Source organism: Pseudomonas sp. VE 267-6A (genome assembly GCF_024126555.1).
Taxonomy (GTDB): Bacteria; Pseudomonadota; Gammaproteobacteria; order Pseudomonadales; family Pseudomonadaceae; genus Aquipseudomonas; species Aquipseudomonas palmensis.
The window spans coordinates 268,381-284,365 of the sequence record NZ_JAMYBY010000006.1 but is presented as its reverse complement, the minus strand read 5'-3'; the positions used below and the strand labels follow the sequence as shown (position 1 = coordinate 284,365).

The following is a 15,985-nucleotide window of genomic DNA, read 5'->3' as shown; positions in this document are numbered from 1 at the left end:
CGCTCCGCCGTAATGAGGCTGCGATTATGCCCGTGGATCGAACGCCTCGCGCAATGCGTCGCCGATGAACACCAGCAGCGAAAGGATCAACGCCAGGGCGAAGAATGCGGTAAACCCCAGCCATGGCGCCTGCAGGTTCTGTTTGCCCTGGTTCACCAGCTCGCCCAGGGAGGCGCTGCCGGCGGGCATGCCGAAACCGAGAAAATCCAGTGCAGTGAGGGTCGAGATGGCCCCGGTGAGAATGAACGGAAGGTAGGTGAGCGTGGCGTTCATCGCATTGGGCAGAATGTGCCGCACGATCACCAGCCGGTCGGGCAGGCCCAGCGCCCTGGCGGCCTGCACGTATTCCAGGTTGCGCCCGCGCAGGAACTCCGCGCGCACCACGTCCACCAGTGCCAGCCATGAAAACAGCGCCATGATTCCCAGCAGCCACCAGAAGCCGGGTTCCACAAAACCACTGAGAATGATCAGCAGGTACAGCACCGGCAGCCCCGACCACACTTCCAGCAGGCGCTGGCCGATCAGGTCCACCCAGCCGCCGTGGTAGCCCTGCAGGGCGCCGGCGGCCACGCCGATCACGGTGCTGATGGCGGTCAGCAGCAGGGCGAACAGTATCGACACACGGGTGCCGTACAGCACCCGCGCCAGCACGTCGCGCGCCTGGTCGTCGGTGCCCAGCCAGTTGGTGGCGGTGGGTGGGCTGGGGGTGGGTACCTGCAGGTCGTAGTTGGGGGTGTCGGCGCTGAAGGGGATCGGGGCAAACAGCATCCAGCCACCCTGGCCCTCGATCAGCTGGCGCACGTACTGGCTGCGGTAGTCGGGCTGGAACGGCAACTGGCCGCCGAACTGCTGTTCGGTGTAACGCTTGAAGACGGGGAAGTACAGGCTGCCCTGGTAGCCCAGCAGCAGCGGCTTGTCGTTGGCCACCAGCTCCGCCCCCAGGCTGAGCAGCAACAGCAGCCCGAACGCCCACAGCGAGAACCAGCCGCGGCGATTGCGCCGAAAATTCGCCAGCCGGCGCCTGGACAACGGCGACAGGCGCCGCATCAGTGCTGCCTCGTGGCAAAGTCGATACGCGGGTCGACCAGGGTGTAGCACAGGTCGCCCAGCAGGCGGATCAACAGGCCGAACAGGGTGAAGATGAACAGCGAACCGAACACCACCGGGTAATCCCGCGACACCGCCGCCTCGTAGCTCATGCGGCCCAGGCCGTCGAGCGAGAAGATCACTTCGATCAGCAGCGAGCCTGCGAAGAACACCGTGATCAGCGCCTGGGGAATGCCCGCCACCACCAGCAGCATCGCGTTGCGAAACACATGCCCGTACAGCACCCGACGCTCGCTCAGGCCCTTGGCCCGCGCGGTGACCACGTACTGGCGGGTGATCTCGTTGAGGAAGGCGTTCTTGGTCAGCAGGGTGAGGGTGGCGAAACCGCCGATCACCAGCGAGCCCACCGGCAGCACCAGGTGCCAGAAATAGTCGGCCAGCTTGCCGGCCAGGCTCAGCTCGGCAAAGTTCTCCGACACCAGCCCGCGCACCGGAAACCAGTTGAGCGAGGTGCCACCGGCAAACAGCACGATCAGCAACAGTGCGAACAGAAACGCTGGCAGCGCATAGCCGATCACGATCAGCGCACTGCTCCAGGCATCGAAAGCGCTGCCGTGGCGGATGGCCTTGCGGATGCCCAGCGGGATCGACACCAGGTAGGTGATCAGGGTGGCCCATAGGCCCAGTGAGAGGGTGACCGGCAACTTGTCCAGGATCAGGTCGGTGACCTTGGCACCGCGAAAGAAGCTGCTGCCGAAATCCAGCTGGGCGTAGCGAGTGAGCATCAGCCACAGCCGCTCGTGGGCCGGCTTGTCGAAGCCGTACTGGCGTCTGATGGTCTCCAGCAGTTTGGGGTCCAGCCCGCGGCTGGCCCGCGAGTCGCTGTGCAGCGTGTCGCTGCCGGCCCCCGGCGCACCGCCGCCGATACCCTGCAGGCGCGCCACGGCCTGTTCTACCGGGCCGCCCGGTGCCGCCTGGATGATCACGAAGTTCACCAGCAGAATGATCAGCAGGGTGGGCAGTATCAGCAGCAGCCGGCGCAGGATGTACGCGGTCATGGCGCAGCCTCCAGGCGCTCGGCCATCTGCGCCGTGGTCAGCGGGGTGGGGCTGACCTCCCACCAGGTGTCCAGCGCCGGGTCATTGCTGGCTTGCACCTTGGGGATGCCGAAGCGGTTCCACCACACCGTGGAGGCGCCGGGTGGGTAGTAATTGGGGATCCAGTAGTAGTTCCATTGCAGCACCCGGTCCAGCGCATGGGCATGGCGCAGCATGTCGGCCGGGCTCGCGGCCTTGACCAGGCCGTCGATCAGGCTGTCCACCGCCGGGTCCTGCAGGGCCATGTAGTTGTTCGAGCCAGGGTCGGTAGCCGCCGCCGAGCCGAAGTAGCTGTAAAGCTCCAGCCCCGGCGAGGGCGACACCGGGTAGCCAGTGACGATCATGTCGTAGTCACGGGCCATCAGCCGGTTGACGTACTGGGCCGCGTCGATGCGGCGTATGTCCAGGGTGATGCCGATCTGCGCCAGGTTGCGTTTCCACGGCAGCAGCAGGCGCTCCAGGCCCGACTGGCCATTGAGGAAGGTAAAGCTCAGCGGCTCGCCCCGGGCATTGACCAGCTGATCGCCCTGCGGGCGCCAGCCGGCCTGCTGCAGCAGAGCGAGGGCTTGCAGCTGCTTGTCACGGATCAGCCCCGAGCCGTCGGTGCGCGGCGCCTCGAACACCCGGTCGAATACCTCGGCCGGCACCTGGGCACGCAGGGGTTCGAGCAGGGCGAGCTCTGCGCGGTCGGGCAGGGCGCGGGCGGCCAGCGCACTGTTGGCGAAAAAGCTCTGCTGGCGGATGTACAGGTTGCGCATCATCTGCCGGTTGCTCCATTCGAAATCCCACAGCAGGCCCAGCGCCTGGCGCACGCGCCGGTCCTGGAACATCGGGCGCTGCAGGTTGAACACATAGCCCTGGGCGTTCTGCGGCGCCCCTCGGGCCAGGTGCGCACGTTGCAGGCGCCCGTCGTCCAGGGCCGGGCCGTTGTAGCCGGTCGAATACCCGGTGGCGGAGAACTCGCGGTTGTAATCGTAACCGCCACCGCGCAGCACCTGGCGCGCCACGTCGGTGTCGCCGAAATACTCGATCTTCAGCTGGTCGAAGTTGTAGCGCCCACGATTGACCGGCAGGTCCCGTGCCCACCAGTCGCGGTTGCGCTCGAAGGTGATGCTGCGCCCGTTGTCGACCCGTGCGATGCGGTACGGGCCGCTACCCACCAGCGCCTGGAAGCCGCCGCCGTTGGTGAATGCATCCTGGTCGAGCGCGTGCTCGGGCAATACCGGCAGCGACGCCAGGTCCAGGGCCAGGGTACGGTTCTGATTGTTCTTGAAGTCGAAGCGTACCTGCAGGGGCGTCTCGACCACCACAGCAGCCACGTCGGCAAACTGCGTGCGGTACTTGAGATTGCCTTCACGCAGCAGCAGTTGGTAGGTGAAGCGCACATCCTCGGCACGCACTGGCCGGCCATCGGCAAAACGCGCACGCGGATCGATGTAGAAGCGCAGCCACAGCCCATCGGCACTGCGCTCGAGCTTTTGCGCGATCAGGCCGTACACGGTATAGGGCTCGTCCAGTGACCGAATGGCCAGCGGTGCATACAGCCAGCCGTCCACCTCGCTGACCCCGGTGCCCTTGTCGATGTAGGGCAGCACATGGTCGAAGCCGCCGATTTCCAGCGCCGAGCGACGCAGGCTTCCACCTTTCGGGGCTTGCGGGTTGACGTAGTCGAAATGGCTGAACGAGGCGCGGTAGCGGGGGGCTTCACCATAGACGGTGAGGGCGTGGCTGGGGGCGGCGATCAGGGTTTGCCAGGGAGGCAGCAGAAACAGCAGCGGGGCAAGGGCGAACAGCACAATGCGGGTCAAGCCCGCTCTCACAGGAGCGGGCCGACCCTCGACACGGCCGGCAGATGCGGCCAAGGCCGATCAGTCCTGGCGGCTGGTCACTTCCAGCAGGTGATAGCCGAACTGGGTCTTCACCGGGCCTTGAACAGTGTTCACCGGTGCGCTGAACACCACGGTGTCGAACTCCTTGACCATCTGGCCGGGGCCGAACGAGCCCAGGTCACCGCCCTGGCGGCTGGAGGGGCAGGTGGAGTTGGCCTTGGCGATTTCGGCGAAGTCGGCGCCGGCTTCGATCTGTGCCTTGAGTTCGTTGCACTTGTCTTCGCTGGCGACAAGGATGTGACGGGCGGTGGCTTTTGCCATGGAGAATGCTCCTGGTGAGTAAAGGTGCAGCCTAGCGCAATCGGCGCGCGATTTCCTCCCCCTGTGCGCACGTGCCTTGGCCGGGCACCTGGTATTTGTGTCAGTTGTGCGCCTCGTACATTTTGCCTTTGAATCATTTCCAGCCCATTCCCCCGTTCATACCTTTCGGGCTTCCTGGATTGGAGAAAACTTCATGACGAACAACTTGATTGTCCCCGGGACCCAATCGGGCTTGCAAACGATGATCGACCTGTTCAATGCCATAGTGGGAGGGCCGCCGGCATTCGGAGGATTTGCAGCCGGCACCCTGGCCCTGCGACGCATCTACATTCCAGGTTACATCACCCCGGTATACACCGAAGGCGCCCAGGTTGGCGTGAACAAGGGGATGGTCAATTCGGTGCGCGGAATGCAGGTATTCGTGCAGCCGTATCCGAACATGCTGGCGGGGGATCTGATCGAGGTGTTCTATGGCACCAGCAACATCGCGGCGGTGAAGGTCAGTGTCCGCGAGGAGCAGCTCGGCCAGAACATCGAAACCTACATCCCGGCCAAAAAGGTGCTGGAGGGCGTGCACGACCTCTACTACGTGATCACGCGTGCAGGCTCCACCAACAAGGAGTCTTCGCTGGTGCTCAAGGTACTGGCACGCCTCAAGTACCCCGGCGGAAACGACCCTGAACCCGATCGCGCCGGGCACTACAAGTTGCTGCCACCGTTTCTGACCAGCCCTCCAATCGGTGGCGTGGTGGGTGAAGAAGACATCAAGGACTTCCTTGATGGCGAGCTGTATGGCGTGGAAGTCACCGTACCGGCGTACCCGAACATGCGCGAGTACGACACAATTCGCCTGAGTTGGGGCGGCTCGATCGTCGAGTACATCGTGCAACCTGACGAGGTGGGCAACGACCTCGTCATCGAGGTGGATGCCGAGCTCATCTACGAGGCCGGCGACAGCGAAAAGCTGGTGCTTGTGTACTGGATCTGGGACGAAGTGTTCAATCCCGCAAGCGACTGGTCATTGCGCGGTTACATCGAGGTATCGATCGACCCCAACAAACTGTTGCCGCCCATCATCGTCAACCCAGACTCGCAAGCCGTGGAGGGCGACCCGATCGATGTGGCGCTGGTGGCGCAAGATGGCCTGGAAGTACAAGTGGCGGCGCTGTCGGTGTTCGGCTTCAAGGCAAGGGATGAGATTACCCTGTACTGGGTAGGCACCACGGCGCAAGGCCAGATCATTGCCCTGAATTACTCGCAAAAGTTGAGCAGCCCCCGGATATTGGTATTCAAGATTCCCTATGCCCACGTGCAGATGCTGGCGCGGGGTTTTGGCAGAACCTGGTTCACCAGAAAGCCTGATAAAAGCAACGTAGTACAGACCTCCCGGCGTGTGGGCGCAAACTTTATCGGCGCTGCCGTCAAGCTGCCAAGCCCGCAAGTGACCGAAGCGGTCGACGGCGTGCTGGAGGCCACACTGGCAACGGCGACCGTGGTGGTACCGGCAGCGGCCCAGCTGGAGAAGGACGACTTCATCGAGATCACCTGGCGAGGCACCGGTTCCGATGGCAGCACGTTGCTCTACAAGGACGCCAAAACGGTCACCAGCGCCAGCGCAGGAAAAGACATCTCGTTTGCCGTGAACGGGCCGCAGAACATTCAGCCGCTCAGCGGCGGTTCGCTCGAAGTCAGCTACACCGTAAGCCGGCAGGGCCTGGGGCGCCCTCTGGAATCACAGGCTCTCACGCTGCAAGTGGGCGTGGCGCAGTTGGAACTGCCGGCACCCCGTTGCCCGCAGGCACAAGACGGTGAACTGGATCCTGATGTCCTCGCCAGCGTCGATGTGATCATCGAGCCGTACACCGGAATGAAACTCGACCAGACCATCAGGGTGGTGTGGTCCGACGCGGGCGGTACCTTCTTCGACGATCTGATGAAGGTGACCAAGAACAATCTCGACAAGCAAGTGACGTTCACCTTCGAGCACGCCGAGTGGAGCAACTACCTGACAGTGGCAGCCGATGTGTACTACCAGGTCATCGAAGACCGCCAGCCGACTCGCGTGTCTGCCATGCTTTCGTTGCGTCGCAAAGAGCGCCAGTTACTGCTACCCGACCCGGTGGTGGAGGGCGCGGTCAATGGCACGCTGCGCCCTGTGGGCGATGCAGTGGTCACGATCCCAGCCGAGGCCCAGCTCAAACTTGGCGATGAAGTGGAACTGCTCTGGGATGGCGATGCCCCCCAAGGCTCGACGAGCGTCACCCTGTACATACTGGAAGATCAGACACGTGAGCTTAAGCAGTCTATCGATGCACGGTTCGTACTGGCCAACATCGATGCCAATGTACGGGTCAAGTATGTGGTGTACCGCTTCGATGGCCGCGAGCAGACGTCCGGCACCGTCACGCTGCGGGTACAGCGTGCGGCGCTGCCGCTGCCGATATTCGTGCAGGCGACCGCCAACAACCAGCTGAACCCGGACGATGTACGCAATGGTGCAACGTATCGGATCGACACCGTGGCCAGATTGCTGCGCGGTGACAGGGTGACCGTACGGGTGTACAGCGAGCTGCCGGCAGGCAACTTCAACCGCACGATCGTGGTAACGGCGGGCGACGAGGGCAAGGCCCTCGACGTGTCGGTACCCTATGCCACGATCAACGCCAGCAATCGCACCACGATCAAGCTCGAATACACGCTGCAGCGTAGCAGCGGCGGCCCGGAGGAACGCTCGCCGTCCAACAGCTATTTCGTAAACCGTGTGATAGGCAGCGGCAACCTGCGTATTTTCGGCGCCCGCTACGGCGCGAGCACCTACCGCGCCTCCAGTACCTCGCGAATTCTGAGCGCATTCAATGCGCAAAGCCTGCAGCCGATCCTCGCCGAATGGCGTTACCTGGACGAGCCCACCTGGACCGCAGGCACTACCTGGATGGACAAGCAGCCCTGGAAGGCGCTGCGCGTGCGCACGCAAACCGATGAGGTGCAGCTCAACCCGGCCAACATCATCGGCAACGGAATCGACGCCGCGGTCAATGGCAGTGCAGCGTTTGTCGCCCTGCGCAACGAACGCTCAGGGGGGGAGCGCGATATCGTCGGCTGGGGCAGTATTGCCTACGGGGCAGCTATTCCGCCGACATTGCAGACCCGCGACGACATCGCTGAAGTCAGTTGCACGCGCAGCGCGTATGCCGCACGCATGACCAATGGCACTGTGCAGTGCTGGGGCCAGGCGGGCGAGGGCGGTTCCATGCCTAAAGGTGAAACCGGAAATTTCGTCGAAGTGCGCAGCAATGCCAGGGCGTTTGTCGGACGCAAAGCCGACGGCCGCCTCATTGCCTGGGGTGTGGGGCCCGAGGGCGCGACCATTCCGCCGGGGATCCTCAACCTGACGGATTTCACCGCTGTCTACGGTGCCGGCAGCGCTTTTGCAGCGCAGCGTGCCGACGGTTCGCTGGTAGCCTGGGGCAGTGCCGCCAACGGCGGCAGCTTGCCCAACGATATCGCCGACCTCAAGGACATCTACTACGTCAAGGGCAACTTTGCCGCCTTTGCCGCACGGCGCACCAACAATCGTGTCGTTGCCTGGGGCAATGCCGGATATGGCGGCACGGTACCGGATGCAATCGCCCAGTTGACCGATATCGTCACCCTTGAGGGGGCTACGGCCCAGGCATTCAGCGCCTTGCGTGCCACCGGCCAGGTAGTGGCCTGGGGGGCTGGCAGCCATGGCGGCTCGGTGCCGCAAGAAATTGCAGGTCTGACTGACATCGTGGAGGTCACCAGCACCTGGCATGCCTTCTGTGCCCGGCGCAGGAACGGTTCGGTGGTGGCCTGGGGCAACGCGAACAACGGCGGCAACGTGCCACAGCCTGTGGCCAACCTGCGCAATGTCATTCAAGTCACCGGCAGCGCATGGGCGTTCGCCGCCCTGTGCAGCGACGGCACCGTGGCGGTCTGGGGGCGTTCTGAAGCCGGCGGCGATATCAGCCGGGTGTCCGACCAACTGAAACATGTGCGTGCGGTGTACGCCAACTCCAACGGCTTCGCCGCATTGACGTCAGACGGGCGCGTGGTGACGTGGGGCCAACCGCAGGGCGGTGGCGACAGTGCGGCGGTGCAGGCGGCGCTGCGCAACAAGGTGACCACCGGCCACCGGGTAGATGTCAATGCCGAGGCCGACGGCGAATGGGCTGGCGCGCCAGGCGCCTGAGGCCTTTGAGCGATATGACCCTGCAATCGGCGCTGCCTGGCGCCGGTTGCCTACCTGCGGGAGTTTGACGACATGACCGACTACACCGTGCCAAATATGAACGACGTCAGCGAAGGGGCACTCGACCTCGGTACAGTGGGTGAATTCACCCGTGCAGAGGTACAAAGAAGTGCCAGCTGGCACAACAAAGTGCTGAAGCTGTTTGTGCTCGACGAGCAGAACAAGGTGCTCTACGACGAGGTAAGGCCCACCCCGAACAACGACCGACTGGCGGTGTGGGAAAATATTGCGAAAAGCATATTGCTTGGCCGTGAGGGCCAACAACTGCGCGTGTATTACGAGGTCGACGGGGTGAAGTCGCAGGTACTGACACTCACCATCAAGGCGAACTTCGCTGCGCCCCTGACAGTCGACCTCAGCGGCCGCAACTACATCGTGTTCCGCACCGCCGCCGAGGAGCCCAGCCCGCCGCCAGAAGTGCCTGACTACGCACAGTTCACCCGCACCACCGCACAGGCCGTCAACTACGAAAGCAGCGACACCAAGGTTGCCCGTGTCGACAGCAGCGGCAAGGTCAGCCTGCTGGGCAATGCAGAGGATCCGCCGGTCACCATTACCGCACTGGACGCTGCCGGTGCCTCGGTCGGCAGCTACACACTGACGGTCCGAGGGGTCAGGGGGTTGTACCTGTTGAGCTACGACCACGAGCTGCAGGCCCCAGGCGCCGCACTAGCCGCCACCAGCTATGGCCTGGACGTGCCGACAGCCGACGACTTCAGTCGCTTCAGCGCTGTGTACGCGGCGGCAAAAGACGACCTCGCGGGCTATCTGAACGCGCAGAACCTGGGCCTGCCGGACATGACGGAAAAAGGCTTTCTGGGTGTTGTTACTGATACGAGCGGCTCGCCCACCTACCTGGACCTGGCAACGCTGCAGGTAAGCAGCGCCAGCCCAAGCCAGAAAGGCTACGCAATAGGCATCAGCCAGCCCCACTGACTCCATGGCAGGAGCAACCGTTGATGGACGCAATCAGACGTACCTATGCGGCACTGGTGTTATGCGTTTGCGCGAGCATGTTCAATGCGCATGCAGACACTACCCAACCTTCGGACCCAACCCTTCGCCTGCCCGAAGTGGCAGCCTTGCAGGGCGCCGAGCTGGACCCTGAAAAGGTACCGGCCACGGGGCTGAACATCACCGTCCAGGGGGTTGATAACGATAACGCGGTAGTACTGGCGTTCCAGACCACCTTGACGATCTACCTTGCCGATGCGCAAGGCCAGGCGATCACCACGATCAGTTGGCCGATCTCGGCGCGCAATGCCGGCAAACCCGTCACCTTGCCGATCGAAAAGCGCTATGTCGAGGCCAATGTCGGCAAGACCCTGCAGGTCTACTACACCGCGCAGGCGCCGCGCTCGGCGCCGCGCAGATCGGGCGTGGTCACCCTGCTGATCAAGGAAGGCTTCACTGCTGCACAGGCACTCAACCTGGCCAGCCGACGCTATGTCGTGTTCTTCGATGAGCACAACCTGGCCAGGACGCCACCGACCATCCCCGACTATGCCCGCTACACCCGTGCACAGCCAGGGGCCACCGCCTATCGCGTGGACAACACGGGCATTGCCAGGGTCGATCCCGATGGACAGGTCTCGGTATGGGGCAATGGCGACATCACCGTCACTGCGCAGAACGCGGCAGGGGCCAGTTCCAGCTACGTGCTCAGTGTGCGCGGCGTGCGTGAGCTGCGCCTGCTCAGCTCGGCGTATCGATCCACCTGGGCACAGGCGCAGGCCAAGGCCCGCGACGAGGGCTACACCTTGCCGAGCGACGAGGATTTCGAGGCGCTGGCACGGCTCTACCCATCGCCGGCCAACAGCCTCGCCGAGGCACTGAACCTGGCTCCGTACCGGGTGTGGGGCAAAGGGTTGGGCGCACAGACGGCCGTGTACCTGGACCTCTACGACAACCTGGTCAGTTCCGAAGTCACGACAGAGTATGAGCTGGGCTACCCGGCCGGCATTCGTTGAACAGCGGCGCGCCATGGGAGGCGACCTGTATGAACGTTGCGAGCAAACTGATTTGTGGCATCGCATTGTGCGTTTTGCTGGGCAGCGCCCATGCCGTCGGGAGCCCGCAGGTAGCGATGCAGTTGAATGCGCGCTACAGCAGCACACCGGCACAGTGCGTAGGACGCGCACCGGCCTTTGCCTGCAGCGGCGTGTTGCTGCGCGCAGTGCCAGCCAGCGACGTCGAAACGTTCTGGAAGAAAGACGATGCCGCGCAATTGGTTTTTCTGCGCAAGGACCGCGCCCTTGACGGGCTGGCAGCACCTTCGGGGTTCGTGCTGTTCGACCGGCTGACGGCCGTGGGCCTGGGCAAGCCGTATCAGGCCGGCAGCAGTGCCGGTGGCGTGGTGGTCAGTACCTGGAATGCCCAGGTGCCCGCGCAATTGCCCATCCAGGCCATCTTCTACGACGTCACCCGGGCCGGTGCCCTGGCGACAGCCCAACGCAGCCAGCGCGCCTACTTCGACGCCACGGCCCAGTGGTTGCCGGTGGTGCGCCTGCACCTGGGCGATGGCAATGGTCTGGTGTTCGGTTTCAGCCAGCAGGACCAACTGGACAATGGCTACAGGGTCACCCGGCGCCTCAACCAGCGTTACGCCGACACCCGGCCTGCCTGTATCAGCGGCCGCTCCGGGTTCGATTGCAACGGGGTGCTGTTGCGCTCGACAGGCACGGGCAACTTCAAGGCCTGGAATCCGGCCCCCCGTGCGCTGAAGAACGGCGGCGTGTCCTTCAGCTACCTGCGCAGTGACATGGCCATCAAGGTGGTGGTGTGGCCGCAAGGCTATCTGATTCGCGAAACCGCCGCCCCTGTAATACACACCCTGCCTGCCGCATGCCTGTACGTCGCCGACGGCGCCACGCACGATGCGGTGTCAACCAACACCTGCACCTTTCGTGGCTGGTGCGACGAAAAACAACCGCCCGTGAACAGCGTCGCCACCTGGACCGCCTCCACTGCTGGGAATCGGTTCAGAAGCTGTGCGTTCCGCGCCGACGCCACGGCCTTGCAACTGATGGTCGAGATTCGCCAGAAAGTCCCGGGGCTAACCGGTTGGAATGAAATCATGGTCCCTACCTGGCCGCAGGACATTGCAGCGCAATTGCCGATCGAAGCGTTCTTCTTCAGCGCCACTGCGCATTACCTGGGGCAGGTGGGGGGTACCAACGGCCTGGCCGGGGGGCAGTCGTTCCAGCAGGACTACTTCAAGGAGACCAGCCGCTGGCTACCGCTGGTCAAACTGGACGTGCAGGCCGCCAATCGGCAGCCCTTCACCTATGACCCCGCTATGCAGCAGCTCAAGTGAGGCGCGCACACATGGGCATCTTGAGACTGTGCGGTGTGCTGGCGCTGTGCGCCTGCCTTGCGCCGGTGCACGCGCAGGAAGGCACCCGCACGGCGCAGTGGCTCAATGCACGCTTCACCAACACGCCGGAACAGTGCGTGGGCAGAAGTCCTGCCTTCGCCTGCAGCGGCGTACTGGTGCGCAGCGTACCGCAGAGTGCGAACGCAGATTTCTGGACGCTCAAGGACGTTGCCGGCAGCGACCTGCGCTTTGTCTTCCTGCGCAACGACCGTAGCATGGCGGGCCTGGCGCTCGGGTGCGGCTACCTGTTGTTCGATGGTCTGAGCGCAGCAGCGCTTGGCAAGGCTTTTCAGGCTGTGCAAGACCCGGTATCGCCCGGGGCAGTCCTGGTGTCTGGCTGGCAGGCACAGGCGCCGGCGCAGCTTGCCATCCAGGCACTGTTCCATGACAGCGCGCAGCGCAATCAGTTGGCTTATTACCAGGCCACCGGCCTCTGGCTGCCGATCCTGCGGATTGCGCCTGGCGATCCGCAGGCACAGGTGTTCGGCTTCGCGCAGCAAGAGCAGCTCTACAATGGCAGGCGCGTGGCCGAGCGCCTTGAGCGCCGCTATCGGGATGCATTGGGTGGATGCCGCGACGGGCAGGCAGCCGCCTACTGTCGCGGGGTGCTGATCCGCGCAGTGAATGGCGCCTCCGGTTTTCACGCATGGAACCCCAGCAGCAACTCCGTGACACGCAACGGCGTGTCGTTCTCCTACATACGTGCCGATGTCGGCACGCAGCGCCTGGCCGGTACCGAAGGGCTCATCTACCGCGAGCTTGCAGCACCCGCACGCCAGACACTGGTAATGCGCTGTGCCTACCCAGCCAATGCCAGTAGCAGCGCCATCCCCAACAGCTGCCAGGCCAGCTGCGCCTCGCAGAACATCAACAGTGTCAGCGCCTGGCGCAGCCGCTATGGCGCCAGCCCCGTCAGCAGTTGCGCCTTCGACCCCAGTGCTGCGGCCTTCGAGTTGAACATCGAAGTGCGTGCCCATGGCGGCGCCTGGAACGAAATCATCATCGCGCCCTGGCCGCAGAACATCGGCCCGCAGCTCACACTCGAGGCTGCATTCCTTATCCGTGGCAGTGGCGGGCTGAACGGTGCCCGGTACATCCAGCGCGATTACTACCAACAGGCCGGCAAGGTCATTCCTGTGCTACGGGTCGATCTGACGGCGGCCAACGGCCAGGTGTTCGCCTTCGACCCCCTGGACCAGAACCTGTGACAACGCAAGGCATAGGGCATGGAGGTAACCAGGGGGCTTCACTGCGACCGACAAGCGTGGCAGCACGGCGAGCTACGGAGTGAGGTGAGCAATCGTACCTGAAACCCTCTGCTGGCACTGCCTTCTCGGGGCGGGCGGGCGAGTACGAACCAGGCTATCCAAGCTGATATCCACTGATCGCAGCCACGCTGCCAAGGAGTCGACGATGAGGAACCTGATGCGTTCACTGTGCCTGGGCTGCACCTTGTGCCTTGTACAGAGTGCAGCGTATGCCCTTGGGGGTGCACAAACCGCCGCGCTGCTGAATGCGCGCTACGCCAGTACCGCGTCCCAGTGCGTGGGGCGCGCACCTGCCTTTGCCTGCAGCGGCATCGTGCTGCGCACGCTGATGCCCAACCAGGCCGAGAAGTTCTGGGTGCCTGACGCCGCCGAAGGCACCGACATGCGCTTCATCTTTGTGCGCAAAGACCATGTGCCGACGACATTGGGCTCGGGCGCGGGGTTCTTGCTGTTTGATCGCTTTACGGCGCTGGCCCACGGCAAGCCGTACCAGGCCACCCAGCCAGTGGCCAACCTGGGCGAGGTGGTGGTGAACGGCTGGAATGCGCAGGCGCCGGGGCAACTCGCGATCCAGGGCGTGTTCTATGACCCCGGGCAAGCCGGCAGTCTGTTGCGCGCCCAGAGCAGCCAACGCGATTACTTCCAGGCCACCGGTACATGGCTGCCGCTACTGCGCTTGCAGCTTGGCGAACCGCAGGGGCAGGTCTTCGGCTTCAGTCAGCAAGACCAACTGGACAATGGCTACCGGGTGGCGGCACGGCTCAACACACGCTACCTCGACACCGGCAATGGCGACGACACCTGCCGGGGCAATCGGGGCGCCTTCTACTGCCGTGGTGTACTGCTGCGCACGACCGATGTCGGCAGCTTCCGTGCGTGGGATCCGAGCCCCGGTTCGGTACGCGGCAATGGCGTGTCCTTCAGTTATTTTCGCGCCGACAGCAAGGTGCTGCGTACCTACAAGCCGCAGGGGCTGGTGATACGCGAAGAAGCGGCGCCAGCGACCATACCCTTGTCTCTACGGTGCGTGTTCCCCTTCGATGGTGGCACTAGCGGGCGGGCCGATATGTGCAACTTCCGGCCTTCCTGCGCCTCAGTGGGGGTCGATTCGGCAGCGGCATGGTTGGCGCGCTACCGTGGCAGCCCGTACACAAGTTGTTGGTTCTCCCCGACGGCGCAAGAATTTCGGGTTGCCAACGAGATCCGCCAACAGCTCACCGAATTTCATGGCTGGAATGAATTGATGGTCGCGGCCTGGCCCGCCGGTGCGCCGCTTGGATTGCCGCTTGAGGCGCTGCTCTACAGCACGGTCTCTTACGTGACGGGCAATGGCCTGGCAGGTGGCAAGCGGTTCCAGACCGACTACTTCGCCGATACGGGCCGTACCTTGCCGTTGCTTCAGTTGCGCCCGATGCCCACAGATGGACGCCTGTTCATCTACGACCCGAACGATCAGGCCCTTCGGTAATCGACGCGACAGCGGCCAACCCACTGCCCCTGGGCAAGCTGGGCCGGCAGGACCAGAACGTCTGACCTGCCTGCCCCTTAACATTCTGCCTATGTGAGGGGGGCCGAAGCGCCCTCGTCGGGGCGGCAGGTGTCTACCCGCGTTGGCTAATGGCCGCTTCGCTCAACAAGGCTTCTGTGGCCCCCCAGCCCAGGCAGCCATCGGTGATCGATACACCGTAGCGCAGGGGGGCCTTGCCCAGTGCCTGGCAACCCTCGAACAAATGGCTTTCGAGCATCATGCCGATGATCGAGCGGTCACCCTGCAAGCGTTGCTGCAGCACCTGATTGAACACTTGAGGTTGGCGCAGTGGGTCCTTGCCGCTGTTGGCATGGCTGCAGTCCACCATCAGACGTGGGCGGATGCCGGCCTTGTGCAGGCCCTGGCGTGCCTGCTCCAGGCTGGCGGCATCGTAGTTGGGGCCCTGGTGGCCGCCGCGCAGCACCAGGTGGGTATCAGGATTGCCGAGGGTCTCGACGATCGCTGGATGCCCCTGGGCATCCAGCCCGAAGTGGCGGTGGGCATGCGCGGCACTGCGGATGGCGTCGCAGGCGATACCCACGCCGCCGTCGGTGCCATTCTTGAATCCGACCGGCAGCCCCAGGCCGCTGACCATCTCGCGGTGAATCTGCGATTCGGTGGTGCGTGCACCGATGGCCGCCCAGCTCAGCAGGTCATCGAAGTAGCCTGCTGCCATCGGCTGCAGCAGTTCGGTGGCCACCGGCAGGCCCCGTTCGAGCATGCCCAGCATCAGCTGGCGAGACAGCGCAAGGCCACCCTGCATGTCATCGCTGCCATCCAGGTGCGGGTCGTATGCCAGGCCTTTCCAGCCCACCGTGGTGCGAGGCTTTTCGACATAGGCACGCATCACCAGCAACAACTGGTCATCAACCTGGCGGGAGAGGGCAGCCAGGCGTTCGGCGTATTCGAGGGAAGCGTGGGGGTCGTGCAGCGAGCAGGGGCCGACAATCACCAGCAGGCGATCATCCTCGCCGTCGAGAATCGCCTTCACCGCCTGGCGGTGGCGCTCGACCTGGCCGCCAAGGGCGCTGGACAAGGGCAGTTGCTGCTTGAGCTGAAACGGGCTGGGCAGGCGCAGGTTGAGGCTACTGTTGGCTGCGACAGCCTGGGGTTGGGACAGGTTCAGGGCTTGGGTGGACGCTTGCATGGTCGGGTTTCCTTGGGCGGAAGGCGGGTTCGGTCCCGCGCCTTCGGCCCTAGCGAGATGTTCGATTTCGTGTCGGTGTTTGCGTGCCACCTGTACTGG

At 63.9% G+C, this 15,985-nt stretch carries 11 protein-coding genes; 6 read left to right on the top strand and 5 right to left on the bottom strand.

The genetic code is table 11. From position 1 onward, the window contains the following. Window positions 1–24: 24 nt before the first annotated feature. The 4 genes from NJH59_RS09270 to NJH59_RS09255 form a co-directional block, all read right to left on the bottom strand. A complete protein-coding gene (locus tag NJH59_RS09270; RefSeq protein WP_088514939.1) occupies window positions 25–1,047 on the bottom strand; it encodes an ABC transporter permease in 1,023 nt (340 codons plus the stop codon). Further along, on the bottom strand, window positions 1,047–2,105 hold the full coding sequence (gene yejB / locus NJH59_RS09265) for a microcin C ABC transporter permease YejB (RefSeq protein WP_043860172.1): 1,059 nt from the start codon (window positions 2,103–2,105) through the stop codon (window positions 1,047–1,049). The genes NJH59_RS09270 and yejB overlap by 1 nt, the downstream gene beginning before the upstream one ends. After that, a complete protein-coding gene (locus NJH59_RS09260; RefSeq protein ID WP_253086710.1) occupies window positions 2,102–3,943 on the bottom strand; it encodes an extracellular solute-binding protein in 1,842 nt (613 codons plus the stop codon). Before NJH59_RS09260 ends, yejB begins: the two co-directional genes overlap by 4 nt. Before the next feature lie 69 nt (window positions 3,944–4,012). Beyond that, window positions 4,013–4,294: a peptidylprolyl isomerase gene (locus NJH59_RS09255; RefSeq protein ID WP_043860171.1), complete on the bottom strand. Its 282-nt coding sequence runs from the start codon at window positions 4,292–4,294 to the stop codon at window positions 4,013–4,015. Between the two features lie 106 nt (window positions 4,295–4,400). On the opposite strand from NJH59_RS09255, the gene NJH59_RS09250 reads away from it, so the two are divergent. From NJH59_RS09250 to NJH59_RS09225, 6 genes are all read left to right on the top strand, one after another. Continuing rightward, on the top strand, window positions 4,401–8,507 hold the full coding sequence (locus NJH59_RS09250; protein ID WP_253086693.1) for a hypothetical protein: 4,107 nt from the start codon (window positions 4,401–4,403) through the stop codon (window positions 8,505–8,507). Window positions 8,508–8,579: 72 nt separating this feature from the next. Beyond that, window positions 8,580–9,503, top strand: a complete 924-nt coding sequence (locus NJH59_RS09245; protein ID WP_253086692.1) for a hypothetical protein — start codon at window positions 8,580–8,582, stop codon at window positions 9,501–9,503. Between the two features lie 23 nt (window positions 9,504–9,526). Continuing rightward, on the top strand, window positions 9,527–10,537 hold the full coding sequence (locus NJH59_RS09240) for a hypothetical protein (protein ID WP_078480423.1): 1,011 nt from the start codon (window positions 9,527–9,529) through the stop codon (window positions 10,535–10,537). Window positions 10,538–10,653: 116 nt separating this feature from the next. Beyond that, entirely contained in the window at window positions 10,654–11,883 is a 1,230-nt protein-coding gene (locus tag NJH59_RS09235) for a hypothetical protein (RefSeq protein WP_253086691.1), read from the top strand. An 11-nt stretch (window positions 11,884–11,894) separates the two neighbouring features. After that, window positions 11,895–13,151: a hypothetical protein gene (locus NJH59_RS09230; RefSeq protein ID WP_253086690.1), complete on the top strand. Its 1,257-nt coding sequence runs from the start codon at window positions 11,895–11,897 to the stop codon at window positions 13,149–13,151. 205 nt (window positions 13,152–13,356) lie between these two features. Further along, window positions 13,357–14,679, top strand: coding sequence for a hypothetical protein (locus tag NJH59_RS09225; RefSeq protein ID WP_043860166.1), 1,323 nt, complete (start codon window positions 13,357–13,359; stop codon window positions 14,677–14,679). A 133-nt stretch (window positions 14,680–14,812) separates the two neighbouring features. Here the strand turns inward: NJH59_RS09225 and NJH59_RS09220 are convergent, their stop codons facing one another. After that, window positions 14,813–15,886, bottom strand: coding sequence for a 3-deoxy-7-phosphoheptulonate synthase (locus tag NJH59_RS09220; RefSeq protein WP_253086689.1), 1,074 nt, complete (start codon window positions 15,884–15,886; stop codon window positions 14,813–14,815). Window positions 15,887–15,985: the final 99 nt, after the last annotated feature.